This is a genomic window from Haemophilus sp. HMSC066D02, from assembly GCF_001810545.1.
In the GTDB taxonomy this organism is placed as follows: Bacteria; Pseudomonadota; Gammaproteobacteria; order Enterobacterales; family Pasteurellaceae; genus Haemophilus_D.
In genome coordinates this window covers 1-20748 of the sequence record NZ_KV801805.1, presented here as the reverse complement: position 1 = coordinate 20748, position 20748 = coordinate 1, and the positions used below count along the sequence as shown (strand labels likewise).

At 39.2% G+C, this 20748-nt stretch carries 14 protein-coding genes and 2 pseudogenes; 9 read left to right on the top strand and 7 right to left on the bottom strand.

All coding sequences use genetic code 11. From position 1 onward, the window contains the following. Nucleotides 1-48 precede the first annotated feature (48 nt). The 3 genes and pseudogenes from HMPREF2750_RS02715 to HMPREF2750_RS02705 all read right to left on the bottom strand — a co-directional run bounded on the left by HMPREF2750_RS02715 (nucleotide 49) and on the right by HMPREF2750_RS02705 (nucleotide 4500). Nucleotides 49-387, bottom strand: a complete 339-nt coding sequence (locus tag HMPREF2750_RS02715) for a hypothetical protein (RefSeq protein ID WP_049372905.1) — start codon at nucleotides 385-387, stop codon at nucleotides 49-51. A 183-nt stretch (nucleotides 388-570) separates the two neighbouring features. Next, entirely contained in the window at nucleotides 571-2814 is a 2244-nt protein-coding gene (locus HMPREF2750_RS02710; RefSeq protein ID WP_070582483.1) for a nitric-oxide reductase large subunit, read from the bottom strand. 335 nt (nucleotides 2815-3149) lie between these two features. Beyond that, nucleotides 3150-4500: pseudogene (locus HMPREF2750_RS02705) on the bottom strand (GntP family permease). Between the two features lie 227 nt (nucleotides 4501-4727). On the opposite strand from HMPREF2750_RS02705, the gene HMPREF2750_RS02700 reads away from it, so the two are divergent. Beyond that, the gene (locus tag HMPREF2750_RS02700) at nucleotides 4728-5258 is read left to right on the top strand and encodes a gluconokinase (RefSeq protein ID WP_261660670.1); all 531 of its coding nucleotides are present in this window, start codon (nucleotides 4728-4730) and stop codon (nucleotides 5256-5258) included. Between the two features lie 47 nt (nucleotides 5259-5305). Here HMPREF2750_RS02700 and gntR read toward each other — a convergent pair whose 3' ends face one another. Next, nucleotides 5306-6301 carry a gluconate operon transcriptional repressor GntR gene (gene gntR / locus HMPREF2750_RS02695; RefSeq protein WP_049374634.1) on the bottom strand — a complete coding sequence of 332 codons (996 nt, stop codon included), beginning with the start codon at nucleotides 6299-6301 and terminating at the stop codon, nucleotides 5306-5308. Nucleotides 6302-6483: 182 nt separating this feature from the next. Then, on the bottom strand, nucleotides 6484-7875 hold the full coding sequence (gene ffh / locus HMPREF2750_RS02690; RefSeq protein ID WP_070582482.1) for a signal recognition particle protein: 1392 nt from the start codon (nucleotides 7873-7875) through the stop codon (nucleotides 6484-6486). 139 nt (nucleotides 7876-8014) lie between these two features. On the opposite strand from ffh, the pseudogene HMPREF2750_RS02685 reads away from it, so the two are divergent. The 3 genes and pseudogenes from HMPREF2750_RS02685 (at nucleotide 8015) to selD (ending at nucleotide 11247) form a co-directional block, all read left to right on the top strand. Next, nucleotides 8015-8799, top strand: a pseudogene (locus tag HMPREF2750_RS02685) (inner membrane protein YpjD). 78 nt (nucleotides 8800-8877) lie between these two features. Further along, complete coding sequence (locus tag HMPREF2750_RS02680) at nucleotides 8878-10146, top strand: HlyC/CorC family transporter (protein ID WP_070582481.1); 1269 nt, start codon at nucleotides 8878-8880, stop codon at nucleotides 10144-10146. A gap of 63 nt (nucleotides 10147-10209) precedes the next feature. Continuing rightward, a complete protein-coding gene (gene selD, locus HMPREF2750_RS02675; protein ID WP_083304596.1) occupies nucleotides 10210-11247 on the top strand; it encodes a selenide, water dikinase SelD in 1038 nt (345 codons plus the stop codon). A gap of 47 nt (nucleotides 11248-11294) precedes the next feature. Here the strand turns inward: selD and HMPREF2750_RS02670 are convergent, their stop codons facing one another. Beyond that, a complete protein-coding gene (locus HMPREF2750_RS02670) occupies nucleotides 11295-13112 on the bottom strand; it encodes an AMP-dependent synthetase/ligase (RefSeq protein WP_070582479.1) in 1818 nt (605 codons plus the stop codon). Between the two features lie 229 nt (nucleotides 13113-13341). Next, on the bottom strand, nucleotides 13342-14361 hold the full coding sequence (gap, locus tag HMPREF2750_RS02665; protein WP_014063969.1) for a type I glyceraldehyde-3-phosphate dehydrogenase: 1020 nt from the start codon (nucleotides 14359-14361) through the stop codon (nucleotides 13342-13344). 219 nt (nucleotides 14362-14580) lie between these two features. On the opposite strand from gap, the gene gmk reads away from it, so the two are divergent. The 5 genes from gmk to murI all read left to right on the top strand — a co-directional run bounded on the left by gmk (nucleotide 14581) and on the right by murI (nucleotide 20634). Continuing rightward, entirely contained in the window at nucleotides 14581-15207 is a 627-nt protein-coding gene (gmk, locus tag HMPREF2750_RS02660) for a guanylate kinase (RefSeq protein WP_070582478.1), read from the top strand. Nucleotides 15208-15267: 60 nt separating this feature from the next. Beyond that, on the top strand, nucleotides 15268-15534 hold the full coding sequence (gene rpoZ / locus HMPREF2750_RS02655) for a DNA-directed RNA polymerase subunit omega (protein ID WP_005698386.1): 267 nt from the start codon (nucleotides 15268-15270) through the stop codon (nucleotides 15532-15534). A 76-nt stretch (nucleotides 15535-15610) separates the two neighbouring features. Further along, nucleotides 15611-17731 carry a bifunctional GTP diphosphokinase/guanosine-3',5'-bis pyrophosphate 3'-pyrophosphohydrolase gene (gene spoT / locus HMPREF2750_RS02650; protein WP_070582477.1) on the top strand — a complete coding sequence of 707 codons (2121 nt, stop codon included), beginning with the start codon at nucleotides 15611-15613 and terminating at the stop codon, nucleotides 17729-17731. Continuing rightward, nucleotides 17731-19812: an ATP-dependent DNA helicase RecG gene (recG, locus tag HMPREF2750_RS02645; protein ID WP_070582476.1), complete on the top strand. Its 2082-nt coding sequence runs from the start codon at nucleotides 17731-17733 to the stop codon at nucleotides 19810-19812. Before spoT ends, recG begins: the two co-directional genes overlap by 1 nt. 30 nt (nucleotides 19813-19842) lie before the next feature. Further along, nucleotides 19843-20634 carry a glutamate racemase gene (murI, locus tag HMPREF2750_RS02640; RefSeq protein WP_070582475.1) on the top strand — a complete coding sequence of 264 codons (792 nt, stop codon included), beginning with the start codon at nucleotides 19843-19845 and terminating at the stop codon, nucleotides 20632-20634. Nucleotides 20635-20748: the final 114 nt, after the last annotated feature.

The window sequence follows — 20748 nt, the reverse complement described above, 5'->3', positions numbered from 1 at the left end:
ATGACAGTTCGGTATAAAAACGGGGATAAAATTTACCGCACTTTGCTATTAAATACATCCACCACAGCTCCCACATCGCCAGTCTTCCTTATTCACCGCTTGATAGAATGCACGCATGGTTTCTTCTTCTAAAGGGATATTGTGCTCGATAAAAACATCCGAAAGCCAATCGATGTTTTCCACAATCCAATCATCTTCCATTAAGCCTTCTCGATAAAGCTCATCTTCGGGATCCATGAAATTATAAATATTATTTGTTCCCATATCTTTATCACGGCGTTCAAGTGGCAGTACCACAGGTAAACCAAGATAAGTAATATCCCAATGACCTAGACATAGCGTATTGCCCTTTGATGACCAACTAGCGTTGAATGGATTGTCACTCATGTTGAAATGTTATAAGAAAAGTTGAAAAGTATGGAAAGTATAGATCTAAAGACAAATTTAATCATACTTAAAAGAAGGTAAATAGTTTGATGGAGATCAAAGTAGAGTCAGAAAATTTAACGAATTTTTCACAAATAAAAAGCGGCCAATTACTTAGCCGCTTTTGTACGATAATAAATTTAGTTACGCTGCTTTTTTCGGTTTAAAGAAAATCATCGTAAAGATTTGCCAGAAGAAAGCGAGTGCGCCGAAGATGAATACCACGTCGCCACCGAAACGAACCCAGCGTAGGGTATCGAATAGAGGTTGTTGCATAAATTCTTCACTACGAGCATACCATAAGCCTTCAGAGATACTTGCATAACCTTGAATAATACCGATTGGTAATAAGCTTGATACGATCATTAATACTAAACCGCCATTTAATAACCAGAAGCCCCATTTCATTAACTTATCGTTAAATGGTGTATCCGGACGTAAATAACGAGCGATTAAGAATACGAAGCCTAGTGCTAAGAAGCCATACACACCGAATAATGCGGCGTGAGCATGAACAGCAGTCGTGTTCAAGCCTTGGATATAGTAAAGCGAAATTGGTGGATTGATTAAGAAACCAAATACGCCAGCACCTAACATATTCCAGAACGCTACGGCTACAAAGCAGTAAAGAGGCCATTTTAAACGGTCCATCCAAGGTGTTTTTTGTTGCATTGCCCAGTGTTCCCAAGCTTCATGACCTAGTAACACTAAAGGTACCACTTCAAGCGCAGAGAATGATGCACCTACAGCAATAATTGGAGTGGTTGCACCTGCGAAGTATAAGTGGTGGAAAGTACCAGGGATACCACCGATTAAGAATAACGCCGCTTCAGTAATGGTTGCCACAGTTGCAGTACGACGTGAAACTAAACCTAAACTTACAAAGATGAATGAGAGTGCCGCTACAGAGAATACTTCAAAGAAGCCTTCTACCCATAGGTGAACTACCCACCAACGCCAGTATTCCATCACAGAAATGTGAGTGTGCTCGCCATAGAATAATGCAGGGCCATAGAATAAACCGATCGCAATTACTGAGGCGAAGAATAATGCCAATAAGTTTTTATCACCAGGTTGTTTGAATGCATTCACTGTACCGCGAAGCATTAAGACTAACCAGAATAAGATGCCTGCGAATTTCACTGCTTGCCAGAAACGACCTAAGTCAATGAATTCATAGCCTTGGTGACCGAACATGAAGCTCCATTCTTCAGGGAGAATATGAGCAATTGCTAAGTAGCTACCAGTGAATGAACCGACGACTAATACCACTAATGCCCAGTATAGAACATCCACACCCAATTTTTGGAATTTCGGATCTTTACCGCCATTAATGATTGGTGCAAGGAATAAACCACCGGCTAAGAATGCCATTGCAATCCAGAATAAGGCAGCTTGAATATGCCATGTACGCACTAATGAATATGGGAAGTATTGAGAAATATCAATACCATAGAATTCCTGACCTTCAACCGTATAGTGTGCTACAACCGCACCTAATGTGACTTGCAATACGAAAAGAGCAAGCACAGTAAAGAGGTATTTACCTAACGCACGTTGAGAAGGAGTAAGTTGTAATTTTGTGAGTGGATCGAACTCAGGCATTGGTGGTTCTTTTTCATCTTCACGTTTTTTGAATGACCAAATCCATACCACGAAACCAATACCTGCAATGAGGAATACCACACTCGCAATAGACCAAATCACGTTTTCTGGTGTTGGTACGTTATTAATTAACGGTTCATGTGGCCAGTTGTTGGTGTAACTTGCGTGAGTGTTTGGTCGTTCAGCTGATGCAGTCCATGCTGTCCAGAAAAAGAATTTAGCTAAGTCTTTACGAGCTTGTAAATCAGGAAGAGTATTATCCTTCATCGCAAAGTGTTCACGAGTCACTTTAGTTGCAGGATCATCACCGTATAAAGAGATGTAGTATTGTGCTGTTTTTTCCATTGCCGCTAAGCGGGTATTAGAAAGCACAACGGTACCGTTTTCAACTTTGCTACCACGATATTCTTTGGTTAGACGCGCTTTTAATAACGTTTGTTGTTCATCATTTAAATCTGCAAAGTTTTTACCGAACTCTTGATTTGCTGTAATGTCCAACCAGTTAGTTAATTCACGGTGAAGCCAATCTGCTGTCCAGTCAGGCGCTTGGTATGCACCATGACCCCAAACCGACCCCACTTGCATACCACCAGTGGTTTGCCAAGCGGTTTGACCATGTAAAATTTCATCGTGAGTAATCACTTTTTCGCCAGATTCAGAAACATATTGTTGCGGAATCGGTGGTGCTTCACGATAAACTTCGAACCCATAGTAACCGAGGATGGAGAAGGCTCCAATCAATACGGCGACTAATAGGTACCAGAACTTTTTATACTGTCCCATTTTATCACTCCTAGATTATTAGAAAATATCACTTCCTGATGATTAAATGCTGTAGATAATCACCAGAACCTAGATTTTACGCCAAGTAGAATACCTGAGCAATTATATCTGGTATATTTTACCGAAATTACCTAAAATTGAGTAATTTAATCGGGTAATGGAGAATGCAGAGCGAAAATAATGTGTTTATTTGGAGACTAATGCGTTATTAAATTTAAAACGAAAGGGGGAGGAGTAAAGAAAAATCAACCAGATTATTAAAAAAGCTGAGCTTTACAATGGTAAAGCTCAGAATGGAAGGTATTAATTTTTAGAAAATAGGTTTTATTTAGAGACTAGAGAATGATACTTCCAATTAATGCAATAATAAAACCTACGACACCGATTGAGGTTTCGAGTAATGTCCATGTTTTTAAAGTCGTTTTTGTATCCATTTCTAAGAAACGACTGATTAGCCAGAAACCTGAGTCATTTACGTGAGAAAGCACAGTAGCACCTGATGCAATAGCGATCACAATGAAGCAAAGATCAAATTGGCTTAAGTCAGTTGCCGCAGCAACGGTAGGAGAAATCAGCGCAGCTGCTGTGGTTAAAGCAACGGTTGCTGAACCTTGTGCGACACGCATTACCATAGCGATAACGAAAGCGGCAACAATGATCGGCATTCCTGTATTGGAAAGCATCGTAGATAGCACATCGCCAATACCACTGGCACGTAATACACCACCAAACATTCCGCCTGCCCCCGTAACAAGCACGATAGAACAGATAGGACCCAGGGCATTATCACAAATTTTTTCAATTTGTTCATAACTACGTTGGTCTTTTAGTAACAGAATTGCGACGATTAAGGTGATTAACAGTGCAACAGGCGTTTTACCAATTAAGCGAAGCGCTTCAACCCAGGTTTGTGATCCATCAATGACTTTTGCCACGCTTAATGTATTTAAGCCAGTGTCTAATAAGATCAACAGAATTGGCAGTAATAATATTGTTATTACACGGGCAAAGCTCGGTGGATTTTGTACCGATGTTTCACTGATTGCAGTGGCATTTAAAAATGCTTTGGGTAAATCAATATGAACCTTCTTGCTGATGAATAGGCTAAATAAATAAGTACCGATATACCATGTTGGGATTGCACAAATTAAGCCCACAATCACTAATAAACCAATATTCACACCTAATAAATCACCAGACGCTACTGGACCAGGATGCGGAGGTAAAAAAAGCGTGCATTACAGCAAATGCACCTGCAACAGGAAAGGCATAACGTAAAACGGAGCCACCAAAACGTTTAGCGACACTAAAGACGATAGGTAACATCACGACAAGCCCCGCATCAAAGAAAATTGGGAAGCCAAAAAGTAATGCTGCAACACCTAATGCAAAGGGGGCTTTTTTCTCCCCAAATTTGTTGATTAGTGAATCTGCAAGGACTTTGGCTCCGCCAGTAATTTCAAGAAGTCGACCAATCATTGCCCCTAAACCTACCAATAAGGCAACTGCTGCAAGCGTGTTACCAAATCCGCCAAGCAAGGTTGGTAGGATTTTTTCTACCGGAATCTGAGCGGCTAGTGCGGTAAGTAAACTCACAATAATCAATGCTACAAAAGCATGAACTTTGAATTTAATAATGAGTAAAAGTAGCAATAAGATAGCTACGATCATAATTGCAATGAGCATGGTTGTTCTCCGAGTTGAATTGTTACCCGTAACATACGCTTGATTTAACATTTGGTAAACGATTACTTTTCAAAATTGTGATCTCATTCACATTATTTTTATCTTTAAAAGTGCGGTTAATTATGGTGATGAATTTATTTTGTGATCAAGATCACAAAACAAAATGTTACCAGTAACATTTTGTTTGTAATTAGAGTATGGTAAATGGAAATTTGAAGAGGTGTATGATGAATCATAAACAAGAACAGATGGGAAAAAGTTTTATTATAATGGGCGTATCAAGTACAGGGAAAACCTCCGTAGGAACAGAGGTGGCTCACCGTTTAGGAATAAAATTAATTGATGGTGATGATCTTCATCCTAGAGCGAATATCATTAAAATGGGAGAGGGACATCCGTTAAATGATGAAGACCGCGCGCCTTGGTTGGAGCGTATTCGTGATGCAGCATTTAGTCTAGAGCGAAAAAGTGAAGTGGGGATCATTATTTGTTCTTCATTAAAGAAAAAATATCGCGATCTCATTCGTGAAGGGAATGGAAACGTAAAATTCTTATTTTTAGAAGGCACTTTTGAACTGGTTCTTGAGCGAATGAAACAGCGTAAAGGGCATTATATGAAAACCGATATGCTAAAAAGTCAGTTTGAGACATTGGAAGTACCAGGTCAAGATGAACCAGATGTTATTCATGTTGATATTTCTGGTAGTTTTGAGCAAGTGGTTGAACGCTGTGTGGAGGCATTAAAACCACTGATCTAAAATAAAAGAAGTGCGGTCAAAATATTAGTATTTTTTGATCGCACAGCTTATATGCTTTCACCTAAATGGATTTTAAATCCTAGATCAATTATTTTTTCTTTTAGTGGCTCGTTATTCAGTCTCGCTAACAATTCTTGTGCGGCAAGTTTGCCAATTTCTAAACGAGGGGTCATAACAGTTGCGAGCTGAGGTGTGACCGAAAAGCCTACGTCATGACCATGGAAGCCTGCAATTGCAATCTGTTTAGGCACAGCAATCCCTAATCGCTGACATTCAAATAATGCTCCAATTGCTAAGTCATCATTTGTACAAAAGATCCCGTTTGTTTCTGGATGTTCTTCTAAAATTTTACGTAGCTGTTTTCCACCCAATGTGAAAGAAGACGCGGCTTCTGTAATCAAGCTATAAGGTTCTAACCCATATTTTTTCATGGCTTGCTCATAACCTTGCATTTTTAATTGGGTTCGTTTATCCATTCTTGCCGTGAAATAGACGATATTTTTATAACCACGCTGAATCATGGTTTCGACCATAGCTTGTGCTGCAGCAACATTATCAAAACCAATGACTTGTTGAATACCTGCTTGTGAGCTATCCATGATTTCAATGACTGGAATATTGGCGATTTCAATCATTTTAAGCGTGCGTAAAGAGTGGTAGTTTTCCGATAAAATTAATCCATCCACATTGTAAGAAAGTAAACTTTCAATACGTTCTTCTTCTTTTTTGACACTATATCCGTAGTGCGCAAGCATCGTCTGATAACCTGCAATATCAGCAACTTGTTCAATGCCCTTTAATACATCAGCAAATACATGATTAGTTAAAGAAGGGAGTAACACGCCAATAGCTTTACTCTTTGCATTAGACAAAATTTCTGGTGCACGATTAGGTATATAACCAAACTGCTCAATGGCTGCAGCGATACGTTGTTGGGTATCTTTGGCAACAGAATCAGGATTGCGTAAATAACGGCTTACCGTCATTTTAGTCATCCCAAGATGGTCGGCAATATCTTGTAAAGTAGGGCGTTTTTGTTTCATTGAAATGAGTAATTATGAATATTTTGTAGGAAAGTATAGCAAAAAACATTTAATTTTTTGACCGCACTTTCTATCAAAAATAAATTAATTTTGAGTAAAAATAATTGAGTTCTGTAATATACAGAACTCAGAATATTATTAATTGATCTATTTGATTTTATAGGTTGATCTTTATAAGAAAACTAACGTTTAAACATACCGCCTAAACCGCCAAGGCCACCTAAGCTGCCTCCGCCCATTAAGCCTTGCATGCCTCGCATCATTTTCGCCATTCCGCCTTTACGCATTTTTTTCATCATACGTTGCATTTCATCAAATTGTTTCAGCAACTTATTCACATCTTGCACTTGTGTACCAGAACCTAATGCAATACGACGACGGCGAGATCCTTTGATAATGTCTGGATTGGCACGTTCTTTTAAGGTCATGGAATTAATGATGGCTTCCATTTTGATAAACATTTTGTCATCTACTTGATTTTTGACATGATCCGGTAAGTTTTTTGCACCCGGTAATTTTTCAAGCATCGACATCATACCGCCCATTTTTTTCATCTCACGGAGCTGTTCACGGAAATCGTCCAAGGTGAAATCATCGCCTTTCTTGAATTTCTGTGCCATTTTTTCCGCTTTTTCACGATCCACTGAGCGTTCAAGATCTTCGATAAGGGAAAGTACATCACCCATGCCTAAAATACGTGATGCTACGCGATCAGGATGGAATGGCTCAAGGGCTTCTGTTTTTTCACCCACACCAAGGAATTTAATCGGTTTGCCTGTGATTTGACGAATAGATAACGCTGCACCGCCACGCGCATCACCATCTACTTTGGTTAAGATAACCCCGGTAAGTGGTAAGGATTCATTGAAGGCTTTTGCTGTATTTGCTGCATCTTGACCGGTCATTGCATCAACGGTGAAGAGAGTTTCAATTGGATTTAATGTCGCGTGAACTTGCTTGATTTCATCCATCATCTCGCTATCAACGTGTAAGCGACCCGCGGTATCCACAATTAACACATCGTAGAATTTGAGTTTTGCATCAGCAAGTGCCGCTTTTGCAATCTCTACCGGTTTTTGTTTAACATCAGATGGGAAAAAGTCCACGCCAACAGATTGTGCTAAGGTCTCAAGCTGTTTGATCGCTGCAGGACGATATACGTCGGCAGATACCACAAGTACTTTCTTTTTATAACGTTCGCGTAAGAATTTTGCTAATTTACCCACGCTGGTGGTTTTACCCGCACCTTGTAAACCCGCCATTAAAATAACTGCAGGTGGCTGTGTTGCTAGGTTTAAACTTTCATTGGCTTCACCCATGGCTTTTTCGAGTTCACGCTGAACGATTTTTAAGAACTCTTGGCCAGGAGTTAAGCTTTTATTAACTTCTTCGCCTAGCGCGCTTTCTTTTACTTTAGCGATAAATTCACGTACGACAGGCAAAGCAACGTCAGCTTCTAATAACGCCATACGCACTTCGCGTAGGGTTTCTTTAATATTATCTTCAGTTAAACGCCCTTTACCGCTAATGTTGCGTAGCGTTTTGGAAAGGCGATCCGATAAATTCTCAAACATTTTAAATCCTGTTTTTTCTTAAAAAATTGCCGTGATTATACCGAAATTTGGGCGTTTTTCATCATTTCAAATAAAATTATGGCGATCTAGAGAAAAGATCCGTTAAAATAAGAATAATTCCTAGTAAAGAGAAAGCATTATGTGGTTTGCCCTTTTTTCGATTATTTTTTACATTCTTAGTTTATTGTTGATCGCCCCGTTTTTGATGAACTCATCAGAAGGGAAGTTGAGTCAAAGTAAAATCCCGTTTTTTCTGACCGCACTTACAGCAATTGTTCTGCATGCAGTCAGCACGTTCCCTCTGTTAGAGGATCTTGCATCAGGGCAAAGTTTTACGCTAATGCAAATCGCTTCCTTAATGAGCGTCATTATTGCGGCATTGGCGACGCTTTCAATGTTTCTCGTTTCGACAATGTGGTTTGTTTTACCGATAGTGTATGCGTTTTCGATCATTAGCTTGATCTTTGCGACATTCTTATCAAGCCACATTATTCAAATGCTTAATCAAAATACGTTGATGTTATTCCATATTGGCTTGTCGCTATTTACCTATGCAGTTTGTTTTATTGCAACGCTTTATGTGATCCAATTGGTATGGTTAGACCGTAATTTGAAAAAACGTAAAATTCAATTTTCGCCAGCAATTCCGCCATTGATGGCAGTAGAACGCCATTTCTTTTGTTTATTTGCCATGGGGGAGGTTTTACTCACGCTGACGTTAATTTCAGGCACTTATCATGTGTTGCAAGCAGTGACCCCAGAAAATCTGCACAAAGCAATTTTCTCTTTCCTAGCTTGGATTAGTTTTGGTATTGCTTGTTTTGGTCATTGGCGATTGGGCTGGCGTGGAAAAGGATGATTATTTACGCAATTTCAGGTATCATTCTGCTTACGATTGGCTATTTTGGTAGCCGTTTGATTTAATTAAAATCAAAGAACAGGTAAAAAGTGCGGTGAAAATGACCGCACTTTTTGTTGATTAACGAACAAAAGGATTTACCCTTGGACAGTATCCCCCTTAGTACTTTATTTATTACACTCATTATTTGTTTAGTTTTATCAGCCTATTTCTCCGGCTCAGAAACCGGATTACTCTCTCTCAATAAATATCGCCTTCGTTTTATGGCGGAACAAGGCAATAAAGGCGCGCAAAAAGCAGAAAAACTGCTCGAGAAGCCCGATACCTTGTTAAGTTTTATTCTGATCTTTAATAACCTTGTTAACATCAGTGCTTCCGCTATTGCAACCATGATTGGTATGCGTTTATATGGTGATGCGGGTGTAGCAATCGCAACAGGTTTATTAACCTTTGCTATGCTTGTTTTTTCTGAAATTTTCCCTAAAACCGTTGCGGCGATGCATCCAGAGAAAGTGGGATTATTTTCAAGTCACATTTTGTCGCTATTGTTAAAAGTGTTCTATCCATTAGTTTGGTTGATGAATATTTTTACGAAAACCTTAATGCGAATGGTCGGCTTAAAACCCGATATGCAAAAACAAGTGATTAGTCGTGAAGAACTTCGTAGTATTGTATCGGAAGCGGGAGAAGCCACACCAGATGAACAGCATCCACAAATGTTGCTCTCTATTTTAGATATGGAAACGGTGACTGTTGACGATATCATGGTACCACGTAATGAAATTGCTGGGATTGATATCGATGATGATTGGAAAGCTATTATGCGCCAACTTAATCATGCACCACATAACCGAATTGTGTTGTATAAAGGCAGCCTTGATGAGCAAGTATTAGGGATTTTGCGTGTGCGTGAAGCGTTTCGTTTGTTATTAGAAAAAAATGAATTTACCAAAGAAACCTTATTACGTGCCGTCGATGAAGTATACTTCATTCCAGAAGGGACACCACTGAAAACACAATTAGCGAATTTCCGTACGAAAAAAGAACGTATCGGTTTAGTGGTGGACGAATATGGTGATATTAAAGGATTAGTTACTCTTGAAGATATTTTAGAAGAAATTGTGGGTGATTTTACAACCACTACAGCACCGACCATTGAACAAGAAGTTGTTCAGCAATCTGATGGTTCGATGATTATTGAAGGTTCGGCAAATCTTCGTGATTTGAATAAAATGTTTAGTTGGGAATTAGATACAGAAGATGCACGCACCTTTAATGGTTTGATTCTCGAGCATCTTGAAGATATTCCTGATGAAGGAACTGTTTGTGAAATCAATGGCTTAAAAATTACCATTTTAGAAGTCAGCGATAACATGATCAAGCAAGCAAAAGTGGAGAAGTTAGCCTCTTAAATATGGCTTTTTCTGACCGCTCTTTTTGTTTAAGAAATACGTTATTTTAACAAAGGATTGAATATGACGGATGAGATTCGTTTAACACAATATAGCCATGGCGCAGGTTGAGGCTGTAAAATTTCGCCTAAGGTGTTAGGGACAATTTTACAGACAGAAATCGAAAAATTTACCGACCCTAATTTATTGGTTGGGAACGAAACAGCGGATGATGCAGCGGTTTATGATCTTGGTAATGGTACTGCAATTATCAGTACCACAGATTTCTTTATGCCGATTGTGGACGATCCTTTTGATTTTGGCCGTATTGCCGCAACCAATGCCATTAGCGATATTTTTGCAATGGGTGGTAAGCCGATTATGGCAATTGCCATTTTAGGTTTCCCGATTAATAAATTACCGGCAGAAGTGGCACAGAAAATTGTTGATGGTGGCCGTTTTGCTTGTCATCAAGCGGGGATTTCACTGGCTGGTGGACACTCGATTGATGCGCCAGAACCTATTTTTGGTTTAGCCGTAACAGGCGTTATAGCAACGGATCGTGTAAAACGTAATGCCTCAGCAGAAGCAAATTGTAAGCTTTATTTAACCAAGCCATTAGGTATCGGTGTGCTGACTACTGCTGAGAAAAAAGGCAAGTTAAAACCAGAACATCAAGGATTGGCAACTGCAGCCATGTGTCAAATGAACCTGATTGGCAGCCAATTTGCAGAAGTGGCAGGTGTAACCGCCATGACAGATGTAACTGGTTTTGGTTTATTAGGGCACTTAGCTGAAATCTGTGAAGGCTCAAATCTTAATGCGGTTGTGCATTTTGATAAAATCAAGTTATTAGATGGTGTAACAGATTACATTGAAGAAGGCTGTGTGCCAGGTGGAACAAACCGTAACTTTGAAAGCTATGGTCATAAAATTGGTCCTCTTACGGATTATCAAAAGGCGGTACTTTGCGATCCTCAAACCTCTGGTGGCTTGTTGATTGCGGTTAAACCAGAAAGTGAGGCGGAAATCTTAGAGATTGCAAAAAAAGCCGGTATTGAGCTTAGTGAGGTCGGTGTATTAAAACCTCATCAAGAAGGTGTATTGGTTAAAGTCGAATAAATTATTTTCGTCAAAATAAAAGTGCGGTGAAATTCACCGCACTTTTTTTATTCTTTATTTTCCTTGTTTTCTTTGTTGTTGGAATACATCGAGTCAATAATATGACGATAGCGTTCCATAATCACTTTTCGGCGTAATTTGAGCGTAGGCGTGATTTCACCAAGTTTGACGCTAAATGCCTGAGAGAGTAGCGTAAATTTCTTCACTTGCTCGAAGTGAGCCAATTCTTTTTGAAGGCTTTCGATACGTTGTTCAAACATCTTGATAATTTCAGAGTGTTTGAGTAATTCCATGCGATCTTGATACTTAATATTCAGTTTTTTTGCATATTCTTCTACGCTATCAAAACAAGGTACGATCAACGCTGAAACATATTTTTTTGCATCAGCAATAATCGCAATTTGTTCGATAAATTTATCTTTACCGATTTTACCTTCGATATATTGTGGCGCAATGTATTTACCGTTGGAGGTTTTCATCAATTCTTTAATGCGATCGGTAATAAATAAATTACCTTCAGCATCAAATTCACCGGCATCTCCCGTTTTTAAGAAATCATCCTCAGTGAAGGCTTGGGCAGTTTCTTCAGGCTTTTTATAGTAACCTTTCATTACCATGCCACCACGAACCAGAATCTCGTTATTTTCCCCAATTTTAACTTCGGCATTTGGCATCAATTTACCGATAGAATTCGGATTAAAATGATGATCATCCCAACAAGAAACGGTAGCCGTGGTTTCAGTCATGCCGTAACCGAGTTTGATATTAATCCCAATGCTATGGAAGAAAAGCCCAATGCTTGGTTCTAATTTTGCGCCACCGCAAGGCATCATTTTAATTCGTCCACCTAACAATGAACGCAGTTTAGAAAGTACTAGTTTATCGGCAAGCGCATAGCGTTTTTGCAAGAAGAAAGGGACTTCTTTATTTTGAGAGAGAAGATCAAAACGTTTTTGTCCCACTGCAATTGCCCAGTGGAAAATCATCTGACGAATAAAAGGCGCTTTTTGGACTTTATCCAGTACAGCAGAATAAATTTTTTCATAGAAACGCGGTACTGCACACATAAAGGTTGGACGCACTTCCGTTAATGCTTCACGTACTTGATTGGTGTCTTCGAGATAACAAAGGATTGCTCCGCGATGTAACACATAGGCAACCCAAGCTCGCTCAAAAATGTGGCTAAACGGTAAAAAAGAAAGTGAAACCTCATCTTGATTAACATCTAATGCAATATCATGGGCTTCAAGTTGATGCGCTAAGTTACTGTAATCGAGCATGACGCCTTTCGGTTCACCTGTTGTGCCTGATGTGTAGATGATCGTGAATAAATCATCCATCGTTTTACTTGCTAAACGAGTTTCAAATTCAGTCTGGAACTCTTCTGTACCTAATTGAATTAAATCTTCCCAATGGCAAGAAAGTGTAGTTTCAGTCAATTGAATCTGTTCTTTCATGGCCACAATTTTTTGTAATTGTGGGCATTGATGCGCAATTTCTAACGCTTGATCATATTGTTCTTGAGCGCCGACAAACAGAATTTTGACATCGGCATGGTTTAAAATAAATTCAGCTTGTTGTGCGGTATTTGTTGCATAAATTGGAACGGTGATGGCACGGATTTGAAGTGCTGCAATATCTGCGATTGTCCAACGTGACATATTGTGCGCAAAAATTGCAATTTTATCTTGTACTTGAATATTACAAGCAAGAAAAGCTAATGAAAGTTGATCAAGCTGTTGTTGGAATGCGTTCCATGAAATATCTTTCCACAAGCCATTAATTTTATGGCGAAGTGCGGTTGCATTTTGACGAGTTTTTGCCTGCTGGCGAATTCGATTGACGAAATGACGTTCTAAATTCATATAAGCCTTATTTGAGCGAACAACTGTACGCTAATATAAACGAAATAAATTTAAAATCTAGTAAAATGTTATTCTTTTGTGAATATAGAATAAATAATAGACATATTATTTTTCTATTTTTATATTGAAATGAGCAATAAAGAATATATAAAATATTGAGAAAATCTAAATTGATTAGAAATAAAAAAAACCGCTCTAAAAAGAGCGGTTAATTTTTTAGCTATTTTGATTAGCCTTTGTAGTTGTATACGTGTGCAACTAAGTCTAATACTTTGTTTGAGTAACCAGTTTCGTTATCGTACCAAGATACTAATTTAACGAAAGAGTCAGTTAATGCGATACCCGCGTCAGCATCAAATACAGAAGTTAAAGCACAACCGTTGAAGTCTGTAGAAACTACTGCATCTTCAGTGTAGCCTAAAACGCCTTTTAATTCGCCGTTGAAAGTTTTACCTTCAGCTGCATCTTTGATTGCTTGTTTGATTTGTTCGTAAGTTGCTGGTTTTTCTAAGTTTACAGTTAAGTCAACTACAGAAACGTTTGGAGTAGGAACACGGAACGCCATACCAGTTAATTTACCGTTTAATGCTGGTAATACTTTACCCACAGCTTTCGCTGCACCGGTAGATGAAGGGATGATGTTTTGTGCTGCACCACGACCACCGCGCCAGTCTTTAGCTGATGGACCATCAACAGTTTTTTGAGTTGCTGTGGTTGCGTGAACAGTGGTCATTAAACCATCTTTGATACCGAAAGTTTCGTGAACAACACGTGCTAAAGGTGCTAAACAGTTTGTCGTACAAGAAGCGTTAGACACAATGTCTTGACCTGCATATGCACCGAAGTTTACACCACGTACGAACATTGGTGTGCTATCTTTAGAAGGACCAGTTAATACGACTTTTTTCGCACCAGCAGTGATGTGTTTGCGTGCTGTTTCATCAGTTAAGAACAAACCTGTTGCTTCAACTGCAACATCAACGCCGATCGCACCCCAGTTAAGGTTTGCAGGATCACGTTCAGAAGTAACACGGATAGTTTTACCGTTTACGACTAAGTTACCGTCTTTAACTTCAACAGTACCGTCAAAACGACCGTGAGTTGAATCGTATTTCAACATGTAAGCCATGTATTCAACGTCGATTAAGTCGTTGATACCTACAACTTCGATGTCATCGCGATGTTGTGCTGCACGGAATACGATACGACCGATACGGCCGAAACCGTTGATACCAATTTTAATAGCCATAAGATTTTCACCTTCTATTTTTTTAAGTTAAACAAAATCGTTGCTCTAACGAGTTCTTATGGATTATAGCATGGGCATTTTGATAAAAAAAAGGGTATATACCACTTTTTTGTGATCTCGATCACTTTTTAACAATTTGGTAAAACAAATGAAAATTTGACCGCACTTTCCCTTTTCTTTTTGTATAATAAAAACAAACAACAAGAAGAGGTTTCAATTATGTCTCAAGGTAATTTATATATTCTTTCTGCACCGAGTGGGGCGGGCAAGTCATCATTAATTTCGGCGTTGTTAGAAAAAAATCAAGGCACGAAAAAAATGGTGTCTATTTCACACACAACGCGTTCACCTCGTCCAGGCGAAAGTCATGGTGTGCATTATTATTTTGTTTCAGTAGAAGAATTTGAAACCTTAATTGAAAAAGGCCACTTCTTAGAATATGCAAAAGTGTTTGGCGGTAATTATTACGGCACTTCATTGCCAGCAATTGAAGAAAACTTAGCAAAAGGCATTGATGTGTTTTTAGATATTGATTGGCAAGGTGCACAGCAAATTCGCCAAAAAGTACCTTCTGTAAAAAGTATTTTTATTTTGCCGCCATCATTACCTGAATTAGAACGTCGTTTGGTTGGCCGCGGACAGGATAGCAAAGAGGTCATTGCTGAGCGAATGTCAAAAGCAATCAGCGAAATTTCGCATTATGATGAATATGATTATGTTATTGTGAACGATAATTTTGAACAGGCATTGGCAGATTTTCAAAGTATTTTGCAGGCAGAACGCTTGACCAAAGCTTATCAACAAACAGAAAATGCGGACTTAATTCATCAGCTACTAGCAAAATAAGCTTGAATTGAGTACAATATTTTCCCTTTATAGACATTATTTTTAACATCGGAGTAAAACATGGCTCGAGTGACTGTGCAAGATGCAGTAGAAAAAATTGGTAACCGTTTTGATTTAATTTTAACCGCCGCTCGTCGTGCGAGACAATTAGAGTTACATCAAAGTGAGCCGTTAGTGCCGGAAGATAACGATAAACCAACTGTAATCGCATTACGTGAAATCGAAAAAGGTTTAATCAACCAAGAAATCATGGATGCAAAAGAGTATTTAGATGCGGCAGCTTCTCAACGTAATGAAGAAGTGGCTGTAGCGTTAATCGCAGAATAATCTCATTAAAGTGCGGTCAAAATTAAAGCTATTTTGATCGCCTAGTCTTTCTCTCTACAAAAAAGTCAGGTGTCCTTTGGAATTGTTTGCAGATTTAGATCGAATTATTCAGGGGTATTTGCCCGCCGATAAAATTGAATTAATCAAACGTGCATTCGTCATTGCGCGAGATGCTCACGAAGGACAATTTCGCTCAAGTGGCGAACCTTACATTACTCACCCTGTTGCGGTAGCCTCAATTATTGCGGAAATGCATTTAGACCATGAAGCAATCATGGCAGCGTTGTTGCATGATGTTATCGAAGATACCCCTTATACCGAATCTCAATTAAAAGATGAATTTGGCACTAGCGTAGCTGAAATTGTTGATGGTGTATCGAAACTGGATAAATTAAAATTTCGCACTCGCCAAGAAGCACAGGTTGAAAACTTCCGCAAAATGATTTTAGCGATGACTCGAGATATTCGCGTTGTCTTAATCAAACTGGCTGACCGTACCCATAATATGCGAACATTGGGCTCATTGCGTCCGGATAAACGTCGTCGTATCGCAAAAGAAACCCTAGAGATTTACTGTCCATTAGCCCACCGTTTAGGCATCGAGCATATCAAGAATGAATTAGAAGATTTATCTTTTGAAGCAATGCATCCTCGCCGTTATGAAGTACTTAAAAAATTTGTCGAACAGGCTCGTGGTTCACGTCAGGAATTGATTCAACGTATTTCTAATGATATTTCACAACGCCTTGAGCATGTTGGCATTCCAAATCGTATTTGGGGACGAGAAAAGCATCTTTATAAAATTTATCAAAAAATGCGCACAAAAGATCAGAAATTCCATTCCATTATGGATATTTATGCTTTTCGTGTAATTGTGAATTCGGTCGATGATTGCTATCGTGGATTAGGACAAATGCATAGTTTGTATAAGCCTCGTCCAGGTAAAGTGAAAGATTATATTGCTGTCCCTCGCGCGAATGGTTATCAAGCTTTACAAACCTCAATGATTGGCCCTCATGGTGTGCCGGTAGAAGTCCATCTGCAAACTGAAGAAATGGAACAGGTTGCCGAGATGGGGATCACAGCCCATTGGGTATATAAAGAAGGTGGTAAAAACGATAGTACCACTGCGCAAGTACGGGCACAACGTTGGTTACAAAGCTTGGTGGATATTCAACAAAACGTGGGTAACTCCTTTGAGTTTATTGAAAATGTAAAATCCGAGTTTTTCCCGAAAGAAATCTATGTCTTTACGCCGAAAGGTCGTATCGTTGAATTACCAATGGGCGCAACAGCTGTTGATTTTGCTTATGCAGTGCATTCTGATGTGGGAAATCATTGTGTTGCTGCAGTAGTAGAGCATAAACCTTATCCGTTATCACAAGCTTTAGAATCTGGTCAAACCGTTGAGATTGTGACCAGTGAAAATACTCATCCAAGCGTTAGCTGGTTAAACTTTGTAGTGACGGCTCGCGCAAGAACCCGCATTCGTCATTTCTTAAAATTATTGCGTGCAGATGATGCGGTTCAGACGGGCAAAAAACAGCTAGAAATGGCTTTGAAACCTCATTATCTCTCTGAAGTTTCTGAAGAGAAAATCCAAGCGTTACTAAATGAATTGAACCTCTCAAGTCTCAATGAGCTTTTTGAGGAAATCGGTGTAGGCAATCAAATGTCGAGTGTCATTGCGCATCAATTAATGGATGAAGCCATTGAAATTGATGTGGATGGTGTGTCTGAAAATACTCAAAGTACACTAACATTGAGACGAGATGGAGAAATGAAAGCGTCTTTCGCTCAATGTTGTCATCCAATTCCGGGTGATCCGATCGTGGCATTAAGTACTGCGAAGAAAGGTGTGGTTGTACATCATCAAGCTTGTTCTAATTTAACGTCAAGCAATGCCAAAGATTTCACCGCGGCAAAATGGGAAGAGGCTGAAAGTGCGGTCAATTTTGATGCCGAATTACACATCGAAATGCTTAATGAACAAAATGTATTAGGTAGCCTCATGACAGCGGTCGCGACTTGTGAAAGTAATATTCAAAGTATTTGGACGGAAGAATTAGAGAATAATGTGCTATTAGTCATTATCCAAGTTGGCGCGAGAGATATCTATCATTTAGAAAACATTATGCGAAAAATCAAACAAATTACCAGTGTGATTCGTTTGAAGCGTAATATTAATGAAGCATAATGAGTACGCAACTTCTCGATGCCGTTCCTCTAACCACTTTATCTGGTGTTGGTGCGGCAATCTCCGATAAATTAAGCCGTCTTGGAATTCATAATCTCCAAGACTTGCTTTTTCATTTACCTATCCGTTATGAAGATCGCACGAGAATTACACCCATTGCCGATCTTCTTCCTGAACAATATGCCACCATTGAAGGCGTTGTCCAAACCTGTGAAGTTGCCTTTGGGCGCCGTCCTATTTTAACCGTAAGTCTTTCTGATGGAACGAGCAAGATTATGCTCCGTTTCTTCAATTTTAATGCAGGGATGAAAAATAGTTTTCAGATTGGTACGCGCGTCAAAGCGTTTGGCGAAATTAAACGTGGACGCTTTATGGCGGAAATTCATCATCCTGAATATCAAATCATACGGGATAATGCACCATTGGTTTTAGAGGAAACGCTCACGCCTATTTATTCCACAACGGAAGGTTTAAAACAAAATTCATTACGTAAGCTAACCGATCAAGCATTGGCTTTACTCGATAAAATCCAATTAACGGAAATTTTACCTAATGAATTTAATCCACATCCTTTTAGCCTAAAGGAGGCTATTCGATTTTTGCATCGTCCACCGCCAGATATCTCATTAGATGTTTTGGAGAAAGGACAACATCCCGCACAGCAACGACTTATCTTTGAAGAGCTTCTTGCACATAATCTTGCGATGCAAAAAGTGCGGTTGGGTACACAGCAGTTTTTAGCATTGCCACTGCATTATCAAACCGATTTGAAGCAACGTTTTCTTGTATCTTTGCCTTTTCAACCAACAAATGCCCAAAATAGAGTCGTGGCGGATATTGAACAGGATTTAGCGAAAGATTATCCAATGATGCGACTTGTTCAAGGGGATGTAGGCTCGGGGAAAACATTAGTGGCAGCCTTAGCTGCCTTATTAGCGATTGATAATGGCAAACAAGTGGCTTTAATGGCACCAACGGAAATTTTAGCGGAACAGCATGCCAATAATTTTCGCCGTTGGTTAGAGCCTTTTGGTATTGAAGTAGGCTGGTTAGCAGGTAAGGTAAAAGGAAAAGCTCGCCAAGCGGAATTGGAAAAAATTAAATCGGGTGCTGTACAAATGGTGGTGGGCACACATGCTTTATTCCAAGAAGAAGTGGAATTTGCCGATTTAGCCTTGGTAATTATAGATGAACAGCATCGTTTTGGTGTGCATCAGCGTTTAATGTTGCGAGAAAAAGGCGAAAAAGCAGGATTTTATCCACATCAACTGATTATGACAGCAACACCAATCCCAAGAACATTAGCGATGACGATTTATGCTGATCTTGATACGTCGATTATTGACGAATTGCCACCAGGCAGAACGCCGATTACGACAGTGGTTATTTCAGAAGAGCGTCGAGATGAAATTGTTGCTCGAGTCAAGAATGCCTGTATTAATGAAAAGCGTCAGGCTTATTGGGTTTGTACCCTGATTGATGAGTCTGAAGTATTAGAAGCGCAAGCAGCAGAAGCTATTTGGGAAGATTTAACGAAAGCGTTGCCTATGCTTAAAATTGGTCTTGTACATGGGCGAATGAAACCGCAAGAAAAACAAGATATTATGGCTGCTTTTAAAAATGCAGAACTCGATTTGCTTGTGGCCACAACCGTAATCGAAGTGGGCGTAGATGTGCCGAATGCCAGTCTCATGATCATTGAAAATGCTGAGCGCTTAGGTTTATCACAACTCCATCAGTTACGTGGGCGAGTAGGACGTGGCAGTACGGCGTCTTTTTGTGTCTTAATGTATAAACCGCCGTTGGGCAAAGTGTCGCAAAAACGTTTACAGGTATTGCGTGATAGCCAAGATGGCTTTGTGATTTCGGAAAAAGATTTAGAAATTCGCGGTCCAGGTGAGGTGTTAGGCACCAAACAGACGGGAATTGCCGAATTTAAAGTGGCGAATTTAATGCGCGATCGTAAAATGATCCCAACAGTTCAACACTATGCTAAGGCATTAATTGTAAAATATCCGGATGTGGCAGAAAGTTTAATCCGCCGTTGGCTAAATAATCGAGAAATTTATTCGAATGCCTAAAGTGCGGTTATTTTTGAAAGAGTTTTATAAATGAATAAATCAACGGTACTTTTCTTTGATTCTGGAATGGGGGGCTTAAGCGTTTATCGCGAAGCGAAAAAGCTGATGCCCGATAACCATTATTTGTATTGCTTTGACAATGCTGGCTTTCCTTATTCAGAAAAATCAGAAGAAACAATTATTCAGCGAACATTGGATATTTGTAAAAAAATTAATCAGGATTATCCACTTGATGCTATTGTGATTGCTTGTAATACCGCGAGTACGGTAGTGTTACCACCTTTGCGTGAACAATTTTCTATTCCGATTGTAGGTACCGTGCCAGCTATTAAGCCAGCCGCAGAGATCTCACAAACGAAACATATTGGTCTATTGGCAACAAAGGGGACGGTTAAACGCCCTTATGTTAATGAGCTTATCCATCAGTTTGCCTCACATTGTATAGTTGAACGATTAGGCTCCACTAAATTGGTTGAAATAGCAGAGCATAAAATTCAAGGGAAATCGGTTGATTTGATTGCATTGAAAAATGAATTAACTCCTTGGGCCTCAATAGAGAATTTAGATACGATTTGTTTAGGCTGTACCCATTTCCCTTTAATTAAAGATGAAATTCAAATTTGCTTACCTCAAGTGAAGAATTTTATGGATCCCGGATTCGCTATTGCCAAGTGGTTAAAGTTCTTACTTGATAAATTAGAAGTGCAGTCAAAATTAGAGGTGAAAAATCAGGTTTTTTGTACGCAAGACGTAGAGAATAAACACCAATTAGAACAAGCATTAGCGCTTTGGGGATTTGATAGTATTACCGTTTTAAAATGATTTTTTCTCATCATGTTGGTGAGTTTGTAAGCAAATAGCAAAAAAATTTACATATTTTTACAAAAAGATCTTGCAAAGAAGTCTTAAATGCCTATAATACGCCCCACACAACGA

What these genes read in the sequence shown, in the direction of transcription:
- ffh (WP_070582482.1), bottom strand. Translation starts at nt 7,875, where the DNA reads ATGTTTGAGAATTTATCGGATCGCCTTTCCAAAACGCTACGCAACATT.
- rpoZ (WP_005698386.1), top strand. Translation starts at nt 15,268, where the DNA reads ATGGCTCGAGTGACTGTGCAAGATGCAGTAGAAAAAATTGGTAACCGT.
- HMPREF2750_RS02715 (WP_049372905.1), bottom strand. Translation starts at nt 387, where the DNA reads ATGAGTGACAATCCATTCAACGCTAGTTGGTCATCAAAGGGCAATACG.
- HMPREF2750_RS02710 (WP_070582483.1), bottom strand. Translation starts at nt 2,814, where the DNA reads ATGGGACAGTATAAAAAGTTCTGGTACCTATTAGTCGCCGTATTGATT.
- murI (WP_070582475.1), top strand. Translation starts at nt 19,843, where the DNA reads ATGAATAAATCAACGGTACTTTTCTTTGATTCTGGAATGGGGGGCTTA.
- gmk (WP_070582478.1), top strand. Translation starts at nt 14,581, where the DNA reads ATGTCTCAAGGTAATTTATATATTCTTTCTGCACCGAGTGGGGCGGGC.
- gap (WP_014063969.1), bottom strand. Translation starts at nt 14,361, where the DNA reads ATGGCTATTAAAATTGGTATCAACGGTTTCGGCCGTATCGGTCGTATC.
- gntR (WP_049374634.1), bottom strand. Translation starts at nt 6,301, where the DNA reads ATGAAACAAAAACGCCCTACTTTACAAGATATTGCCGACCATCTTGGG.
- recG (WP_070582476.1), top strand. Translation starts at nt 17,731, where the DNA reads ATGAGTACGCAACTTCTCGATGCCGTTCCTCTAACCACTTTATCTGGT.
- HMPREF2750_RS02700 (WP_261660670.1), top strand. Translation starts at nt 4,728, where the DNA reads ATGAATCATAAACAAGAACAGATGGGAAAAAGTTTTATTATAATGGGC.
- HMPREF2750_RS02670 (WP_070582479.1), bottom strand. Translation starts at nt 13,112, where the DNA reads ATGAATTTAGAACGTCATTTCGTCAATCGAATTCGCCAGCAGGCAAAA.